The organism is Mannheimia pernigra, assembly GCF_013377995.1.
Classification (GTDB): Bacteria; Pseudomonadota; Gammaproteobacteria; order Enterobacterales; family Pasteurellaceae; genus Mannheimia; species Mannheimia pernigra.
The window spans coordinates 1,385,339-1,402,914 of sequence record NZ_CP055305.1 but is presented as its reverse complement, the minus strand read 5'-3'; the positions used below and the strand labels follow the sequence as shown (position 1 = coordinate 1,402,914).

Annotated in this window: 17 protein-coding genes; 11 read left to right on the top strand and 6 right to left on the bottom strand. The window is 37.7% G+C overall.

Going from position 1 to position 17,576, the window contains the following annotated elements; genetic code table 11:
- Positions 1–11: 11 nt before the first annotated feature.
- The 3 genes from pstA to pstS all read right to left on the bottom strand — a co-directional run bounded on the left by pstA (position 12) and on the right by pstS (position 2,895).
- Positions 12–863: a phosphate ABC transporter permease PstA gene (gene pstA, locus HV560_RS06790; protein WP_176812478.1), complete on the bottom strand. Its 852-nt coding sequence runs from the start codon at positions 861–863 to the stop codon at positions 12–14.
- The gene (gene pstC, locus HV560_RS06785) at positions 863–1,807 is read right to left on the bottom strand and encodes a phosphate ABC transporter permease subunit PstC (protein WP_176812845.1); all 945 of its coding nucleotides are present in this window, start codon (positions 1,805–1,807) and stop codon (positions 863–865) included. Before pstC ends, pstA begins: the two co-directional genes overlap by 1 nt.
- 71 nt (positions 1,808–1,878) lie before the next feature.
- Positions 1,879–2,895: a phosphate ABC transporter substrate-binding protein PstS gene (gene pstS / locus HV560_RS06780; RefSeq protein ID WP_420371389.1), complete on the bottom strand. Its 1,017-nt coding sequence runs from the start codon at positions 2,893–2,895 to the stop codon at positions 1,879–1,881.
- A gap of 205 nt (positions 2,896–3,100) precedes the next feature.
- On the opposite strand from pstS, the gene uppS reads away from it, so the two are divergent.
- From uppS to lpxA, 8 genes are all read left to right on the top strand, one after another.
- The gene (gene uppS, locus HV560_RS06775) at positions 3,101–3,814 is read left to right on the top strand and encodes a polyprenyl diphosphate synthase (protein WP_264148850.1); all 714 of its coding nucleotides are present in this window, start codon (positions 3,101–3,103) and stop codon (positions 3,812–3,814) included.
- 20 nt (positions 3,815–3,834) lie between these two features.
- Complete coding sequence (locus HV560_RS06770) at positions 3,835–4,704, top strand: phosphatidate cytidylyltransferase (RefSeq protein ID WP_159629653.1); 870 nt, start codon at positions 3,835–3,837, stop codon at positions 4,702–4,704.
- Between the two features lie 19 nt (positions 4,705–4,723).
- Positions 4,724–6,037 carry an RIP metalloprotease RseP gene (gene rseP, locus HV560_RS06765; RefSeq protein WP_176812476.1) on the top strand — a complete coding sequence of 438 codons (1,314 nt, stop codon included), beginning with the start codon at positions 4,724–4,726 and terminating at the stop codon, positions 6,035–6,037.
- A gap of 63 nt (positions 6,038–6,100) precedes the next feature.
- Entirely contained in the window at positions 6,101–8,482 is a 2,382-nt protein-coding gene (bamA, locus tag HV560_RS06760; RefSeq protein ID WP_176809880.1) for an outer membrane protein assembly factor BamA, read from the top strand.
- 79 nt (positions 8,483–8,561) lie between these two features.
- Positions 8,562–9,326: an OmpH/Skp family outer membrane protein gene (locus HV560_RS06755; RefSeq protein ID WP_176812475.1), complete on the top strand. Its 765-nt coding sequence runs from the start codon at positions 8,562–8,564 to the stop codon at positions 9,324–9,326.
- Positions 9,326–10,351: a UDP-3-O-(3-hydroxymyristoyl)glucosamine N-acyltransferase gene (gene lpxD / locus HV560_RS06750; RefSeq protein ID WP_159629645.1), complete on the top strand. Its 1,026-nt coding sequence runs from the start codon at positions 9,326–9,328 to the stop codon at positions 10,349–10,351. Before HV560_RS06755 ends, lpxD begins: the two co-directional genes overlap by 1 nt.
- Positions 10,352–10,371: 20 nt before the next feature.
- Positions 10,372–10,839 carry a 3-hydroxyacyl-ACP dehydratase FabZ gene (gene fabZ, locus HV560_RS06745; RefSeq protein ID WP_176808322.1) on the top strand — a complete coding sequence of 156 codons (468 nt, stop codon included), beginning with the start codon at positions 10,372–10,374 and terminating at the stop codon, positions 10,837–10,839.
- A 30-nt stretch (positions 10,840–10,869) separates the two neighbouring features.
- Entirely contained in the window at positions 10,870–11,664 is a 795-nt protein-coding gene (gene lpxA / locus HV560_RS06740; RefSeq protein WP_159629641.1) for an acyl-ACP--UDP-N-acetylglucosamine O-acyltransferase, read from the top strand.
- Positions 11,665–11,707: 43 nt separating this feature from the next.
- Here lpxA and mnmC read toward each other — a convergent pair whose 3' ends face one another.
- A complete protein-coding gene (gene mnmC, locus HV560_RS06735) occupies positions 11,708–13,708 on the bottom strand; it encodes a bifunctional tRNA (5-methylaminomethyl-2-thiouridine)(34)-methyltransferase MnmC2/FAD-dependent 5-carboxymethylaminomethyl-2-thiouridine(34) oxidoreductase MnmC1 (RefSeq protein WP_176812474.1) in 2,001 nt (666 codons plus the stop codon).
- Positions 13,709–13,923: 215 nt separating this feature from the next.
- On the bottom strand, positions 13,924–15,348 hold the full coding sequence (gene trpCF / locus HV560_RS06730; RefSeq protein WP_176812473.1) for a bifunctional indole-3-glycerol-phosphate synthase TrpC/phosphoribosylanthranilate isomerase TrpF: 1,425 nt from the start codon (positions 15,346–15,348) through the stop codon (positions 13,924–13,926).
- A gap of 101 nt (positions 15,349–15,449) precedes the next feature.
- On the opposite strand from trpCF, the gene HV560_RS06725 reads away from it, so the two are divergent.
- The 3 genes from HV560_RS06725 to HV560_RS06715 are packed head-to-tail and all read left to right on the top strand — an operon-like array spanning position 15,450 to position 16,669.
- A complete protein-coding gene (locus tag HV560_RS06725; RefSeq protein WP_176809015.1) occupies positions 15,450–15,761 on the top strand; it encodes a YqcC family protein in 312 nt (103 codons plus the stop codon).
- A gap of 4 nt (positions 15,762–15,765) precedes the next feature.
- Positions 15,766–16,494: a tRNA pseudouridine(65) synthase TruC gene (gene truC, locus HV560_RS06720; RefSeq protein WP_176812472.1), complete on the top strand. Its 729-nt coding sequence runs from the start codon at positions 15,766–15,768 to the stop codon at positions 16,492–16,494.
- A gap of 10 nt (positions 16,495–16,504) precedes the next feature.
- Positions 16,505–16,669 carry a YoaH family protein gene (locus HV560_RS06715; RefSeq protein WP_159629633.1) on the top strand — a complete coding sequence of 55 codons (165 nt, stop codon included), beginning with the start codon at positions 16,505–16,507 and terminating at the stop codon, positions 16,667–16,669.
- Position 16,670: 1 nt separating this feature from the next.
- Here HV560_RS06715 and HV560_RS06710 read toward each other — a convergent pair whose 3' ends face one another.
- Positions 16,671–17,531, bottom strand: a complete 861-nt coding sequence (locus HV560_RS06710) for a CYTH domain-containing protein (RefSeq protein WP_176812471.1) — start codon at positions 17,529–17,531, stop codon at positions 16,671–16,673.
- Positions 17,532–17,576 lie beyond the last annotated feature (45 nt).

The following is a 17,576-nucleotide window of genomic DNA, read 5'->3' as shown; positions in this document are numbered from 1 at the left end:
TAAACACCTTATTATTTCTGTTTGGGTTGTAAGAAAACACGGGCTAACACATTGATACATAATACGAATAAGGTAATTAAAATCGCTCCTGCCCACGCAAGATTATTCCAATCTGTAAACGGACTTGCCGCATATTGATAAATCACAACAGGTAAATTCGCCATTGGTGCATTCATATCCCAAGACATAAATTGGTTAGATAATGTAGTAAATAGCAATGGTGCTGTTTCACCTGAAATACGAGCAACCGCTAATAATACGCCGGTTAAAATTCCTGATTTTGCTGCACGATAACAAATCATCACAATCACTCTCCATTGAGGGCAACCTAATGCAATTGCCGCTTCACGCAGGTTATTTGGAATAAGGTTAAGCATACTGTCTGTGGTTCTCACCACAATGGGAATAACCAATAACGCTAACGCTAAAGAACCTGCCCAGCCAGAAAAATGCCCTACTTTTGACACATAAAGCGTGTACACAAACAAGCCGATAATAATTGACGGTGCAGAAAGCAATATATCATTGAGGAAACGAGTGACTTTCGCCAAACGGCTATAGTTGCCATATTCCGCTAAATACGTGCCGGCTAAAATCCCAATAGGCGTACCGATAAGCGTGCCTGTTCCTACAATAAGCAGTGAGCCTAAAATCGCATTGCTTAAACCGCCCTGCTCATTTGGTGCTGGGGTAATTTGTGTGAAAAGATCTAGCGAAAGACCTGGAATTCCTCGACTAACTAATGAATATAAAATCCAACAAAGCCAAAACAAACCGAAAGCCACCGCAATATAGGCTAAACTTAGCATTATGCTGTTACAACATTTGCGTCTATAAAAACGAGCGTTTTGTAAATTTTTCATTATTTTCCTTCCTTACGCTGCATTCTTAAAATCATTAAGCGAGAAATGGCTAGTACGATGGTGGTAATAAAGAAAAGAACTAAACCTAATTCAATTAACGCCGATTTTTGTAAGCCTGAGGCTTCATTAAATTCATTTGCAATAGCTGAAGCAATAGACACCGAAGGCGAGAATAATGAATTGGGTATTTGGAAAGCATTACCAATCACAAAAGTGACCGCCATTGTTTCGCCCAATGCACGTCCGAACCCTAACATAATGCTGCCGATAAGCCCTGTTTTGGTATAAGGTAGTACCACTTTCCAGAGCACTTCCCAACGGGTTGAGCCTAATCCGTAGGCACTTTCTTTCAACATAGGCGGCACAATAGAAAAAACATCACGCATCATTGATGCGATGAACGGAATAATCATAATGGCAAGCACTAAGCCCGCAGTAAATAAGCCAATACCAAAGGGGGCACCTGAAAATACATATTCAAGTATAGGCAAATCACCCAACCATTCGATCATTGTTGGTTGAACATATTCTTGGAATAACGGGACGAATACAAACAAGCCCCACATACCATAAATAATCGAAGGAATAGCGGCTAACATTTCAACGGCTGTACCAATCGGGCGTTTTAACCATTGTGGCGAAAGTTCGTTGATAAATACGGCAATCCCAAATGAAATCGGTACGGCAATCATCAATGCTAAAAAGGAAGTGATTAATGTACCGAGAACAGGCATTAACGCTCCGTACTGGTTCTGCACTGGGTCCCACTCGCTATCCGATAAAAAACTCACACCAAACTTTTTGATACTTGGCCAACTTTCTATAAATAACGAAATCATAATTGCAGCAAGTAAAAGAAACACCAACCACGCAAAACAAGCGGTCATATTTCTAAAAAATATTTCAAATCGATTTTGATTTAAACATTGATTCAATTTAGGCATAATCATTTTTCTGTATGAAATCTGTGACAAAGTAACGACCGCCCACCTAATACAAGCGGTCGTTTTTTTCCTTATTTTTGCAATTCAGCGTTCCATTTAGCTTGAATGCGTTTTACAACCTCTTCAGGAATTGGCACATAATCCAATTCTTCTGCCACACGCTGCCCTTTTGCAAACGCCCAATCAAAGAATTTCACCACATTTTGCGTTGCTTCAGGCTTGCCCTCTTTTTTATGAATTAAGATGAAACTTGCTGCGGTAATCGGCCAAGATTTTTCGCCAGCTTCATTGGTAAGAATCACGCCCATACCTTCTGCTTCATTCCATTTAGCATTACTTGCTGCCGCCATAAAACTTTCCTTGTTCGGCTGAACAAATTCGCCTGATTGATTTTGTAATGCTGTCCACGCAAGTTGGTTTTGTTTTGCGTAAGCATATTCCACATAACCGATAGAATATTTCATTTGGCGAACATAGGCTGCAATCCCCTCATTACCTTTACCACCGTGTCCTTTTGGCCATTTCACGGCTTTTCCTTCACCGACTGTTGATTTCCATTCACTTGATACTTTAGATAAGTAGTTAGTAAAACCAAAAGTGGTGCCAGAACCATCCGAGCGATGAATCACTAGAATATCTTTATCAGGCAGATTTACATTGGGGTTTAATTTTTGAATGGCTGCATCATTCCATTTAGCTACTTTGCCCAGATAGATTTGAGCAACTAAATCGCCAGAAAGTGTTAATTCACCTTCTTTAATACCAGGAATATTAACCACTAGCACTGTACCACCAATAATGGCAGGGAATTGTAATAATTGATGTTGTTGTAATAACTCTGCTTTCATCGGGTCATCAGATGCCCCAAAATCAACAGTTTTTGCGATAATTTGTTGCTGACCACCGCCCGATCCAATTGATTGATAATTGACTTTATTACCCGTTTCTTTTTCATATAAAGCAGCCCATTTCGCATAAATCGGATAAGGGAATGATGCCCCAGCTCCTGTAATAGTGTGTGCGTGAGAAGCCACTGCCACTGAGGCAAAAATATAACCTAATAACATTACTTTTTTAGTCTGACGCATTAGCATAGTAATTCTCCTTACATTAAATTGCTGTTGCGTGACTAAGTGTAGAAAACAATTATGACAATTTGATGACAATCATTAAGTTTTTTCATTTTTTTATAAAAACTTGTGCAAATATCGCTTGTTAATTCCACTACGCCTTATCCTATGGTATAGTTAGTGCCATTTTTATCTTATCTCTATTATTTTAGTGAGTGGACCTGTGAACTTTGATCCTCAAAATATGCCAAAACACGTTGCAATTATTATGGATGGCAATGGTCGCTGGGCTAAAAAGAAAGGCAAATTACGCATTTTCGGGCATCAAAATGGTGTTAAAGCGGTTCGTTCTGCGGTAGGTTTTGCAGCTAAACATCAGATTAACGTTTTAACACTTTATGCTTTTAGTAGTGAAAATTGGAGCAGACCAGAACCCGAAGTATCAGCTTTAATGTCACTTTTTACCAAAGCATTAGATTCTGAAGTAAAAAAATTACATAAAAATAATATTCGCTTGAATATTATTGGCGATAAATCAGCCTTTAGTGACAGCTTACAAAAACGTATTGCTGAGTCGGAAAAATTAACAAAAAACAATAGCGGGCTTATTTTAAATATTGCTGCAAACTATGGTGGCTACTGGGACATTGTTCAAGCTACGCAAAAATTAGCATTGCAGGTAAAAGAAAACCAGATTGATGTAACACAAATCACCGCTGAACTTTTTCAACAACATTTAACAACTGAAACCCAACCTCAGGTTGATTTACTCATTAGAACCAGTGGAGAACAAAGAATCAGCAACTTTTTATTATGGCAAATTGCCTATGCTGAACTTTTTTTCAGCCCTGTTTTATGGCCAGATTTTGATGAAAACACATTTACTGAAGCAATTTTGGCTTATCAACAACGTGAACGCCGATTTGGTGGTTGTTAAAAAATCTAAAAGGAAATACGATGCTTAAAGAACGTGTAGTTTCGGCAATTATTATGATTATTGCGGTATTAGCCGCTATTTTTTGGCTCTCTCCGTTATCATTAACGTTGGCTCTATCTGCTATTATTGTGGCTGGAATGTGGGAATGGGCTCAATTTGTAGGTTTTAAACGCTCTGTACCACGAGCTATTGTAGCACTCGTAACCATTTGTTTATTACTGTTTGCGATAGTTGCCAATACCGATTATATTCGTGCTACACGTTTTATTACCGATGAAACCGCTCCCCTTCTCTTTGTTGGTTGTATATGGTGGCTAATTGCTCTTATTTTAGTAATTACTTACCCAAATTCCGCAAAATTATGGGAAAAATCAGTAGTAGCTAAATTTTTATTTGGTTTTGCAACTTTAATTCCATTTTTAATTGGTGCATTAGCATTACGTTTCTACAATTACCACATTAATCCTTATCAAGGTACTTATTTATTCCTTTATGTTTGCTTATTAGTTTGGAGTGCTGATTCAGGTGCATATTTCTTTGGACGAGCTTTTGGCAAAAGAAAACTTGCTCCCAAGGTGTCTCCAGGTAAATCGTGGGAAGGTGTTTTGGGTGGTTTATTAACTTCTGGTGTAATCGCTTTCGCATTCCTTCAACTTACGCCAACTAATGTATTCGGTAGAGAATTAGCGACTACTCCATTTATTTTAGTCTCTATTGCAACTGTAGCCATTTCTGTACTAGGCGATCTGTCTGAAAGTATGTTTAAACGTCAAGCTGGTGTTAAAGATAGTAGCAATCTCATTCCAGGGCACGGTGGTATTTTAGATCGCATTGATAGCTTAACAGCAGCGATTCCATTTTTTGCTACCTTCTTCTTTTTTGTACTATAACTTTCTTTTGCTATAAGATATGACCTCAATTATTGCCTTTTTTGTTTTAATCTGCGTACTGGTATTCGTGCACGAATACGGACATTTCTGGGCTGCACGTAAATGCGGTGTGAAAGTCACTCGTTTTTCTATTGGCTTTGGTAAAGTGCTATTTAAGAAAACCGATAAGCACGGGACAGAATTTGCTTTCTCATTAATTCCATTAGGCGGTTATGTTCAAATGTGGAATGGCGAGAAAGAGGTTAATGCCACACCAGAACAATCATTAGCCGCAAAATCTGTTTTACAACGTGCGTTTATTATTTTTGCAGGCCCAGCTGCAAACTTTATTTTTGCGATATTGGCTTATTGGGTAGTATTTGTTTCAGGTATTCCTACTATCAAGCCTGTCATTGGTGAAGTTTTGCCTAATACCATTGCAGCACAAGCCAAACTACCTACTGAATTAGAAATTACTAAAATCAATAATCAAAATATTCAAGATTGGGAAAGTGCCTCTTTGGCATTAGTTGGATCAGTAGGAAATAAGAACGTTCAACTAGAGGGGCGATTCTATGATAGCCAAGCTGTTCAGCATTATGAATTAGATCTTTCCAACTGGAAGATTGATAGTACCAAAGAAAACCCACTAACCGCATTAGGTATTCGGCCTAAAAGCACAAAAATAATGGCTGAAATAAAAGAGGTTATCGAAAATTCACCCGCAGAAAAAGCAGGCTTAGCATCAGGAAATAGGATTTTAAAAGTAAACCAACAACCTTTCAATTGGACAACTTTAATAGAGTCTGTACAAAATGGTGATTTAATTGAACTCAAAATTGAACAAAACGGACAAATTAAGACACTAATAATTCAACCTGAAAAACGAGATAATCGCTATATTATTGGCATCGTACCAACATACGAAAGACTTGCAGATAAATATCGCACCGAATTAAAATATGATATTATTACTGCATTTTCTAAAAGTATTGAAAAAGTATGGTCTTTAATTCAAACCATACTACAATTTATCGGTAATTTAATCTCTGGTGATTTATCGATTAAAAATTTAGGTGGCCCTATCTCAATGGCAAAGGGGGCTGGGGCAACGGCTGAAATTGGCTGGATTTATTACTTAAGTTTTATGGCACTCATCAGTGTCAATTTAGGAGTAATGAATCTATTTCCAATTTTGCCATTAGATGGCGGACAACTGATTTTATTAGCAGTCGAAGCTATTCGAGGCAAAACATTATCAGAAAAAGTACAGATGTTATTTCAACAAATCGGCATTATATTTGTGCTGGGATTAATGTTTTTTGCTTTTATAAATGACATTATTCATTTTTAACAAGCGGTTTATTTTTCAAACATTTTTGCAATCATCTTGCAAAAGATTTATAGGATAATTTCAATGAAAAAATTATTACTTTCTTCTCTTTTAATTGCTAATGGTGTAGTTGCTGCACCTTTCGTAGTTAAAGATATTCGTGTTGAAGGCGTACAACCAACAACAGGTGCAGCTATTATTTCGTCTATCCCTGTTAGAGTAGGTCAAACCGCCACAGATAATGATGTATCTAATGTTGTTCGTCACTTATTTAGCCAACAACGTTTTGCCGATGTGCGCGCAAAACGAGAAGGCAATACCCTTGTTATCAAAGTGGCAGAAAAACCAATTATCAGTAAAGTAGAAATTGAGGGCAACCAAGCTATCCCCAAAGAGGCTTTAGAACAAAATTTAAAAGCAAACTTAATCAATGAAGGTGAAATTTTCAACGCAGCAAAATTAGATGCGTTTAAAGAGAGTTTGATTGAACATTACAATGCTACTGGTCGTTATTTGGCAAAAATCAATACGGTTGTAACAAATAATGCGCAAGGCAGTGTTAATGTTAAATTAGTAATTGATGAAGGCGATGTTGCAAAAGCCAAGACAATTAAATTTGAAGGAAATAATGCGTTCTCTGATAAAAAATTATTAGAAAACTTAGATATTCAACCCGACGTTTCTTGGTGGAATATTTTTGAAAGTAGTAAATTTGAGCAAGCGACCTACCAAAAAGATTTAGAAACATTAAGAGATTTCTATTTAAATCGTGGTTATGCAAAATTTGTGATTGAAGGCACCGACGTACAATTTAATAATGATAAAACTGAAGTAAACCTTACTTATAAATTAAATGAAGGTTCACAATATAATATCAGTGAGATGCGTATTGTTGGTAATACAGCCAATATGGACGATAAATTAAATCCGTTATTAAAAGGTTTTAAAGCTGGTCAACGGTTCCGTAAAGCTGATTTAACGCAAATCGAAGAAGATATTAAACAAATTTTAGGCGATGCTGGTTATGGTTCTACAAAAGTAGATATTTACCCACAATTTAATGATGCAGATAACAGCGTTAAAATCAGCTTTGTCGTTGATGCAGGTCGTCGAATTTATGTACGTAAAATCCGTTTTGAGGGCAATGATATAACCGCAGACTCCACTCTACGCCGTGAAATGCGTCAGCAAGAAGGTGCTTGGTTATCAACAAATAAAGCCTCACTAGGTAAAGCTCGCTTAGAAAGAACCGGGTTCTATGAAAGTGTTGATATGTCAATGCAAAATGTAGAAAACACCTCAGACCAAGTTGATATTATATATAAAATCAAAGAGCGTAATACGGGTAGTATTAACTTCGGTATCGGTTACGGTACAGAAAATGGTATTAGCTATCAAGCTGGGATTAAGCAAGATAATTTCTTGGGTATGGGCTCAACTATTAGCTTAAATGGTAACCGTAATGACTATGGCACAAGCATTAACTTAGGTTATACCGAACCCTATTTCACAAAAGATGGCGTGAGTTTAGGTGGTAATGCGTTCTATGAAGATTACAATAACTCAAAAAATGATAACGTTACTTCATATAAACGCCAAACTTACGGCATTAACGGCACACTAGGCTTCCCTGTAAATGAAAATAACTCATACTACTTAGGGTTAGGTTATACGCACGATAAAATCAAAAATGCAGCTCGTGAATATACGCGTGAAAAATATGTAAAATCAATGAACTTTGAGTTTAATCCTCGCTCAAGCTACTATGACAAAATCAAAGCAGATGATTTCGATTTCTCACTAGGTTGGAACTATAACAGCTTAAACAGAGGTTATTTCCCAACTGAAGGAACCGCTGCAAGTCTTAGTGGCAAAATTACTATTCCAGGGTCTGATAATAAATACTATCGTGTAAGTGCAGATTTTAGAAACTATTTCCCATTAAATCGTGAACACAAATGGGTAATTTCAACTAAAGCAAGCCTAGCCTACACTAATGGTTTTAGTGGCAAAGAGGTTCCATTCTATCAACTTTACACCGCAGGGGGTATTGGCACCTTAAGAGGCTTCTCTTATGGAGCAATTGGACCGAAAGCCATTTACTATAATAATCAATCTAACAAATTTGATAATGTGAAAAACGAGATTATTGGTGGTAACGCTTTAGCTGCGGCAAGTTTAGAATTAATTACACCAACGCCTTTTGTGAGCGATAAATATCAACATAATGTAAGAACCTCTATATTTGTTGATGCTGCTACTGCCTGGAATACAAAATGGAAACAAACAGAATACTCAACATTACCTAATTATGGTGACTTCAAACGTTTCCGTGCTTCTGCAGGCGTAGCGTTCCAATGGCTCTCTCCGATTGGACCATTATCATTCTCTTATGCAAAACCTATTCGCAAATATGAGCATGATGAAATTGAGCAATTCCAATTTAATATCGGTAGCTCATTCTAATTCAGTGCAAGCGGTCAAAAATGTGATGAAATTTGCAAATTGATCGCTTATTTAAACGTTTATTTAAAAAGGAAAACCTATGAAAAAATTATTTAAAACAACAAGTTTAACAATTGCTTTAGCAAGTGCAACTGGTATGGCTACTGCCGCTGATACAATCGGTTTTGTTGATCCGACTTATGTGTTACAAAACCACCCTGTATTATTAGATGCCACGGTAAAATTCAATAAATTTATAAAAGAAAGCCAATCAAAATTTGCAGAAGATGATAAAAAATTAGCTGAAGAAAATAAAGAATTAACTGCTGAACGTGACAAAATTAACGCTGATGCACAAAAATTACAAAATGAGCAAAAAGCCGTAGAAGAATCTATTAAAAAGAAAGTGGCGGCATTAGAAAAAGAAGCGCCTCGCTTACGCTCAAAAGATATTCAAACTCGTCAAAATGCAATCCAAAAAGAAGCAGATGCTTTCCAAAAGAAAGTAGAAGCGATTCAAAAACGTGAAGCGGAATTTGCAAAAAAAGCAGAAGCGTTCCAAAAACGAGCAGATGAGTTCCAGAAAAAAATTGAGCAAGCAAATAAAGAAAATGGCGGTATTAACCCACAAGAAGCACAAAAACAAGCTATTGATGAAGTTAATGCCACGATTAAAGATATTGCAAAATCTAAAGGCTATACTTTAGTGCTTCAACCACAAATCGCTCTTTATGCTGAGGATGAAAGCAAAGACATCACTGAGGCGGTACTTGAAGCTATTGTGAAAAAACACCCTGATATCAAAATAGAAAAACCAGCAGAAACTAAAACTGAAGCAACGAAGCAAGAAAAAGTGAAAAAATAATGGGAAATTTCCGTTTAATTGATTTGGCGGAGCATATCGGCGGTACCCTTAGGGGTAACGCCGATTTGGCTATTCAAAGTATAGCCGCTTTAAATAAAGCAAATAGTGCTCAAATTACCTTTATCTCAAATGCAAAATATCGGGAAAATTTAACCGCTTGCAATGCAGGTGCAATCATTGTTAGCCCAGCAGATGTTGAGTTTTGTCGTGAAGATCAAAATATAATTATTGTCGCTAACCCTTATGTCGCCTACGCATTAATTGCACAATATATGGATTCCTCCCCCAAAGCAGCTACAGATATTCACCCAAGTGCTGTGATCTCATCTCAAGCAAAATTAGGCAATAATGTTTCTGTTGGAGCAAACGCTGTCATTGAAAGCGGTGTAGAATTAGGCGATGGTGCTATAATAGGTGCAGGCTGCTTTGTAGGTAAAAATAGTAAAATTGGAGCAAGAACCCAGCTTTGGGCAAATGTTTCGGTTTATCATAACGTTCAAATCGGCTCTGATTGTCTCATTCAATCATCTGCTGTTATTGGTAGTGATGGCTTTGGCTATGCTAACGATAAAGGTCAGTGGATCAAAATCCCACAAACTGGCGGGGTAATTATTGGTAATCGTGTTGAAATTGGCTCTTGCACTTGTATTGATAGAGGTGCGTTAGATCCAACGGTCATTGAAGATAATGTGATTATTGATAACCTTTGCCAAATCGCACATAATGTTCATATTGGCTTTGGCACCGCCGTTGCAGGTGGTGTCATTATGGCTGGTAGCCTAAAAATCGGTCGCTTTTGCCAGATTGGTGGGGCTAGCGTTATCAACGGTCATATGGAAATCTGCGACGGTGCAATTATTACTGGTATGGGAATGGTGATGAGGCCGATTACAGAAAAAGGTATTTATTCATCAGGTATTCCGCTACAAACCAATAAAGAGTGGCGTAAAACTGCCGCATTAGTGATGAATATTGATGAAATGAATAAACGTTTAAAATCACTTGAAAAACGTTTTAACGATTAATTTTATTTAGAGGTCTTAAAGTGACAGAAACTACAACTAAAAATCGTGAGTCAAAAATTATTGAAGTTACCGAAATTATGGGTATGCTACCACATAGATACCCTTTTCTTTTAGTTGATCGTGTAACTGATTACGAAGCAGGCAAATGGTTAAAAGCAATTAAAAATGTAACCTTTAACGAGCCTTGTTTTACTGGACATTTCCCGAATGCACCGATTTTTCCAGGCGTATTAATTCTTGAAGCAATGGCTCAAGCAACAGGCGTATTAGCAGTTGCGACCTATGGTAAATTAAGTGAAGATGAGCTTTATTATTTTGCAGCAATTGATAATGCTCGTTTCAAACGCCCTGTAGTGCCTGGCGATCAACTTGAACTTGAAGTGGCGTTTTTAAAAGAAGTGCGTGGTATTACTAAATTCACTGGTAAAGCATACGTTGATGGCAAATTAGTGTGTGAAGCAGACTTAATGTGTGCTCGCCGTAAATAATTAACTAGCTTAAAATAAAGGAGCTAAACTATGCGTCTAATTGACTCAACGGCTAAGATTAACTCACTTGCTATTATTGAAGATGGGGCACAAATTGGTGCTCATGTTGAAATTGGCCCTTTTACGGTGATTGGTAAAGATGTAAAAATCGGTGCCAGAACCAAAATTCACTCTCACGTTGTTATAAATGGTCTAACTGAGATTGGAGAAGACAACCATATTTTCCAATTCGCGAGCATTGGGGAAATCAATCAAGATTTAAAATATCAAGGTGAGCCAACAAAAGTGATGATAGGCAACCGTAATCGTATTCGTGAGAGTGTCACGATCCACCGTGGTACGGTGCAAGGGGGTGGGGTAACTAAGATTGGAGATGACAACTTATTGATGATCAACACCCACATTGCTCACGACTGTTCTATTGGCAATCGTTGTATTATTGCCAATAATGGCACCCTTGCAGGACACGTTACGTTAGATGATTTCGTCATCGTAGGCGGTATGTCTGCTATTCATCAGTTTGTGGTAATCGGCTCACATGCTATGTTAGGCGGAGGTTCAATGGTTAGCCAAGACGTCCCACCTTATGTGATGGCACAAGGTAATCACGCTCGTCCATTTGGTATTAATCTTGAAGGTTTGAAACGCCGAGGTTTCGATAAAGCAACGTTACACGCAATTCGCAAAGTGTATAAGCTGATTTATTCTAGCGGTAAAACATTAGAAGAAGGCTTAGTAGAAATTGAACAAATTGCAGAAAATGAGCCTGCTATTGCTATTTTCAAAGAGTTCTTCAAACGTTCAACACGTGGTATTATTCGCTAATGCAAAAATGAAACTCCCGAAATAAAATTTCGGGATTTGCTTTTTATTCCACCGCTGAACCTTTCAATAATTTTCTCATCCAAGTTCGATTTGGACTTAAATTATGCCAAATATCTTCACTGATGGGTACTGGCTCATTCGCAATTAGGCTTGCTAACAGTTCTCCTAATAACGGGGCTGTAGTTAAGCCACGAGAAGCCAAGCCATTAACCATATATAAATTTGCAAAAATATCCGCAGTTTCAACCGCTTGCTTTCGCCTTAATTGGTTATACAAGTTAGCGTATTGTATTTTTTGTTGCTCAAAATGATGCATTGCCCCCACCATCGGCACTCTGTCTCTAAGGGCTGCTCGAACGCCAACTTTCGCCCTGTTTTCAGATAAATCAACCCCATCCGTCCAGCTACAAGCGGTTACATTTTGCTGAAGTTTTGCAAGATTTTCACCATGTTCGGCTACACTGAAATCCATTTCCGCATTATCACGAATATGGCTTGCCCCAAGACAATGGGTGCCTGATGTCGATTTTGGCGTTAAATAACCATCATAGCAAACCACACATTTTAGTTTTTGCAGCTCCGCTGTGGTTGGAATTTGGCTTACCTGTCCTCGAACAGGATAGAGCGGAATACCATTGGCTTGGCTAAATTCATTGAGCGTATGACCATTGGCAAATACAACGGCTTGATGTTGAAATGTTTTTCCATTCATCTGCCATTGCCACTTTCCTTGAGAAAAATGTAACGCTTCCACTTTATGGCTAAGTACAATATTCAAGCCTTTATCTTCAAGCCAAGCAAAACCATTTCTCACAAGTTGCACTGGTGAGAGCCAACCACCTTGTGGAATAAAAGCACCTCCATTTGGTACTTTTAAACCTAATTTCTCGCTTAATTCTGTGGCTGAGCAAAGTGCAAACAGAGTTTCATCCTCTGTCTGCTCTGCCATTTTCTCCAATTTTTTCGCTGTTTTATGATCATAGGCGTAAAGTGCTACGCCATTTGCATTATATTCAAACTCAATTTGACTTTTTAATTGTGCCAATCGCTGCAACGCATAATCAAAACTATGGACATAAAACCTGACATTACGCTCATCATCATCGCTCAGCTGTGGATAAATCGCACCTTGTAAATTGCCAGAAGCATTCATTGCAACATTTTCATCTTTACAATAAAGCGTCACTTGTTTGCCTTTTTCTAAGAGCGATAACGCAACAAATAAACTTGCTACCCCGCCACCGATAATTGCCACATCATCTACTTTTTCATTTTTTGCATAAAAATAGGGGTAATTGGGGGCGTAAATTGTGCTATCAAGCGGTTTTTCGCCAAATAACATTTCACGTTTTTTGCCAAAACCTTTGCGTTTTTTCACCTCAAAACCAGCCGCTTGTAATCCTTTTCTCACTGCACTTGAAGCCGTAAAAGTCGCAAAGCTACCGCCCTGAGAACTTAAGCGAAACATTTGATTGTAAAGCTGCTCATTCCACATTTCAGGATTTTTATCTGGTGAGAATCCATCTAAAAACCAAGCATCAACACTAGAATTATATAAATCGCCCAACTGTGGTAAATTTTCTGCAATATCGCCAAACCATACATCTAAATAGATATTGTCAAAATGGTAACGCTGACAACCGCTCTGGCGGGGCTGCCAACAAGCGGTTAATTTTTCAGATAATATGGCAAATTGCGAATAATGTTTATGAACCTCATCTAATTGCGTTGAAGTTAAAGGAAACTTTTCGAACGAAATAAAGTAAAGGCGCTTAAGTTGATTTTCTGGAAAAGCCGCTCGAAATTGCTGAAACTTATCAGCAACGGCTAAAAAATTTAAGCCTGTCCCAAAACCCGTTTCAGCAATCACAAAAGCCTCACTTAAATGTAATTGCCATTTTTCCCAAAGTTGATTTCCTTCTTGGAACACATACTGACTTTCTGCTAGGCCATCTTGGGTGGAAAAATAAATATCATCAAATTGCTCAGAAACAGGCGTATTTGCCGCATTAAATGAAAGCGAGGCAAAAGTGAGTTTAGACATATATCCCTCAAAACAAGACACGGAAAATCAAAGGATTTTCCGTGTCTTAATAATAGAATAAATATTAGAAAATATTGTAGGCTAAAAATACGATCATACTCAGTGAAAACACCACTGTTAGCATTGAATAACCCAAAGTCCCCATAATATAAACCCTCATTGTTAGTTATTGTTAAAACCGATTTTATTCTAACACACTTTGATTCGCCGTGTCGCTACGCATGAATAATTTTCGTAAAACAAGCGGTTAATTTTGCAAAATCTTTTACACCTTTAGCACTTTCAACACCTGAATTTAAATCTACGCCTAAGCAGCCTTGGAGCAAAGCCTCTTCAATATTCTCTGCATTAATTCCACCAGCTAATAACGCTTTCTGTTTTAATGCAGCTGGAATTAATGACCAATTAAATGTGATACCCGTGCCACCTTGTTGATTTGCGACTTTACTATCTAATACATAGCGAGTAATTTTTGGATTATCGGTAAATTCAATGTGTTCAGCGTCAAGATCTACCGATAATGCTTTCCAAATTTGCGTTTTATCGCCCAATTTTTCAGCCAATTCGGCGATATATTTCTCATCTTCTGAACCGTGTAACTGCACTGCACATAATTTAAGCTGTTTTGCAATTTTTTCTACAAATTCTACCGCTTGATCTTGGAAAACGCCTACATAACACAAAGGAGCATTTACCACCAATTCTTGTGCTTGTCGTAATGAAAGCTGGCGAGGAGAACCTTCTGCAAAAATTAAGCCACCGTATAATGCACCTTGCTCATAAACCGCCTTTACGTCTTGTACTCGGGTTAAACCGCACACTTTATTTTCCCCGAACATAACCGCACGCACGGCATTATCCAGATCACGATTTCCCATTAAACTACTGCCAATTAAAAAGGAATGCACATAAGGCTTAATGCGTTTTATCTGATGATGATCATTAATGCCCGACTCTGAAATCAAACACACATCGGCAGGAATGTGATCTTGATATTTTTCTACCAAGCGAACAATTCGGCTCATATCAATCTTCAGCGTGTGTAAATCACGGTTATTCACGCCAATCACTTTCGCTTTCAAGGCTAACGCACGTTTAAATTCCGATTCTGTACTGGTCTCGGTTAAAACGCCCATTCCTAACTCGTGAGCTAACGTAGAAAGTTCACGGTAAGTTTCATCATCAACAACCGAGAGCATCAGCAAAATCGCATCGGCATTATAAAAACGAGCGAGATAAACCTGATAAGGCGAAATCATAAAATCTTTGCACAAAATTGGTTGTGTAGTTTGCTGTTTTACTTGGTCGATATAGCGAAAATCGCCTTGAAAATATTGCTCATCGGTCAAAACTGAAATCACGCTCGCATACTTTTTATAAACTGATGCAATGTGATTTAAATCAAACTCAGCTCGAATCAACCCTTTTGATGGAGATGCTTTTTTGCATTCTAAAATATAAGCTGGTTCTTGATGCGTACCTTTAGCTAATTCAGCATAAAAATCACGCTCACTTTTCACAATTTTATGCTGAAACTCTCTTAGTGGAAAATCGTGCTCTTTTTGCTTCACCCAAATCGCTTTATCTTGTACGATTTTTTGTAAAATAGTTGGCTGATGAGTTGAATCTGAATCTTGCATATAAATTCCTAGAGGGAAATAAGTTTGAATGGTAGAATTTGCCATTATTTTTACTGAAAAAAACGCATTTAACAAGTGAAACTGAAATGAAATCTCCCGAAATAAACGCAAAAGTTAAACAACATTTATCTGACTTAGAAATCGCTCTTCATATTCATCAGCTTTGGGAAGCCACCCCCCCAAGCCAAGAAGCCTTAGCCAATCAACAACCATTTTGCCTAGACACGTTAACCCCCACGCAATGGTTACAATGGATCTTTATTCCAAGAATGCGAGCAATTTTAGAAGCTAATGCAAATTTGCCTCGCAATTTTGCCATTACGCCTTATTTGGAAGAGGCATTGAAGAATGAAGACTATCTTCCCACCATTTCAGCACCGATATTAAAATTAGAGCAATTATTAAAAGATTAAACGAATGGAACTTGAAATTTTATACCAAGATGATGAAATCATAGCGATCAATAAACCTGCCGGAATGCTGGTTCATCGCTCCTGGCTTGATAAGCACGAAACTATTTTTGCTATGCAAACGTTGCGAGATCAAATCGGGCAACACGTTTTCCCAATTCATCGGCTTGATCGCCCTACTTCTGGTGTTTTGCTCTTTGCATTAAATAGCGAAATGGCACGGCTTATGAGTGAGCAATTTGAACAACATCAAGTACAAAAACGTTATTTAGCGATTGTGCGTGGTTATTTGCGAGGAAAAGCACGAATAAACTATCCGCTCAAAGTGGTTTTAGATAAAATCGCCGATAAATTTTCGCAAGAAAAAGCCGCTCAAGAGGCTATTACTGATTATGAAGGCTTAGCTACTGCTGAAATGCCTTTCCCTGCGGGAAAACATTCAAATGCACGTTATAGCTTGGTAGAATTATATCCCCGAACAGGCAGAAAACACCAACTTCGCCGCCATTTAAAGCATCTTTTTCATCCTATTATGGGCGACAGTAAATATGGTGATCTCCATCAAAACCGTGCGTTGAGCGAAAAATCAGGTGTAGATCGTTTAATGCTACACGCCCATAAGTTACAATTTCAGCACCCAAAAACTTTGCAAAAAATTGAAATAATTGCACCGCTTGATAAGCAATGGCAAACCCTCTTCGCATTTTTTAACTGGAACTTCCCACCCTTAAACTAAAAGGAACATTATGGATAATTCACTTTTATCACTTACCCACGAGCAACAACAAGCAGCCGTGGAAGACATTCAAAAGCTGATGGCAGAAGGCATCAGTGCAGGAGAGGCAATTCAAATTATTGCTAATCAATTACGAGAAAAACACAAAATATCGGAGAAAATGAAAAATGAATAAATTATGAGGCATATTCTCGTTTTTTCAATGCCACCAAATTGGATAAAAAATAGCCTTTACTTTTTACAAATTCTTTTGCCTGCTGCCAAGAATCAAATTGCTGGTTGGTGCATTGATTAAAGCGTGCCAGAACAGCACGATTTTCACCCCCTATTCGAATAAAATCAGCCAACTTTTGTTCTAGCTGATAACTATTTTCTTGTTGCATTGCATTGGCAATTTTTTGTTCAAATTTAACCGCTTGTCCACTTAAATAGCCACGTTGAGCCTTACTTAAACCGCTGAGCCACATTCCATCAATTTGTGGCATAGTGTCCACTAAGAGCAATAAATCACTTAAATTACCTTGTTTAATTTCAAACTCCAATTCACAAATAACTTCTTTACCATATTGATTTTTAATCAAACCTTGATCAAGTGCCACCTCCACTTCAGACTCTCCTACTTTATATAACCAAATTTCACGAATGAAATCTGTACTAAACATCACTTGTAAACTATCGGCAATCTGTTTGGCATTCTCAAAAGGCAAATTAAATTTTTTAACTAAAGCGAGAAAATCGGGATCATTTTTTGAAAGTGCTAAATTATATTCAGGGCGAATATGTAAGCCACCAACTATTTCGCCTTGTGTTTTAAGCGTCATTTCAAATTGATGATTGTATGCACGCACCCTCAGCCCCATCTGTTTTGAGGCAAAAAACTGCTCAGGTGTATCATAATAACAATTCGCTAATAGTTGAGATTTATGCTCAATTAACTCAAACCGTTCTAAGCTATTCAGCCAATTTTTAATGAACGGAATGTTAGATTTATTGAGCATAATTTTCAGCTCAATTTCTGCTGGATTTTTGTTTTCCATTTAACACAGCCCCACAACGTTGTATAATCAAGCGGTTATTTTATC

What these genes read in the sequence shown, in the direction of transcription:
- pstA (WP_176812478.1), bottom strand. Translation starts at nt 863, where the DNA reads ATGAAAAATTTACAAAACGCTCGTTTTTATAGACGCAAATGTTGTAAC.
- pstC (WP_176812845.1), bottom strand. Translation starts at nt 1,807, where the DNA reads ATGCCTAAATTGAATCAATGTTTAAATCAAAATCGATTTGAAATATTT.
- pstS (WP_420371389.1), bottom strand. Translation starts at nt 2,895, where the DNA reads ATGCGTCAGACTAAAAAAGTAATGTTATTAGGTTATATTTTTGCCTCA.
- HV560_RS06770 (WP_159629653.1), top strand. Translation starts at nt 3,835, where the DNA reads ATGCTTAAAGAACGTGTAGTTTCGGCAATTATTATGATTATTGCGGTA.
- rseP (WP_176812476.1), top strand. Translation starts at nt 4,724, where the DNA reads ATGACCTCAATTATTGCCTTTTTTGTTTTAATCTGCGTACTGGTATTC.
- bamA (WP_176809880.1), top strand. Translation starts at nt 6,101, where the DNA reads ATGAAAAAATTATTACTTTCTTCTCTTTTAATTGCTAATGGTGTAGTT.
- HV560_RS06755 (WP_176812475.1), top strand. Translation starts at nt 8,562, where the DNA reads ATGAAAAAATTATTTAAAACAACAAGTTTAACAATTGCTTTAGCAAGT.
- lpxD (WP_159629645.1), top strand. Translation starts at nt 9,326, where the DNA reads ATGGGAAATTTCCGTTTAATTGATTTGGCGGAGCATATCGGCGGTACC.
- lpxA (WP_159629641.1), top strand. Translation starts at nt 10,870, where the DNA reads ATGCGTCTAATTGACTCAACGGCTAAGATTAACTCACTTGCTATTATT.
- mnmC (WP_176812474.1), bottom strand. Translation starts at nt 13,708, where the DNA reads ATGTCTAAACTCACTTTTGCCTCGCTTTCATTTAATGCGGCAAATACG.
- trpCF (WP_176812473.1), bottom strand. Translation starts at nt 15,348, where the DNA reads ATGCAAGATTCAGATTCAACTCATCAGCCAACTATTTTACAAAAAATC.
- truC (WP_176812472.1), top strand. Translation starts at nt 15,766, where the DNA reads ATGGAACTTGAAATTTTATACCAAGATGATGAAATCATAGCGATCAAT.
- HV560_RS06715 (WP_159629633.1), top strand. Translation starts at nt 16,505, where the DNA reads ATGGATAATTCACTTTTATCACTTACCCACGAGCAACAACAAGCAGCC.
- HV560_RS06710 (WP_176812471.1), bottom strand. Translation starts at nt 17,531, where the DNA reads ATGGAAAACAAAAATCCAGCAGAAATTGAGCTGAAAATTATGCTCAAT.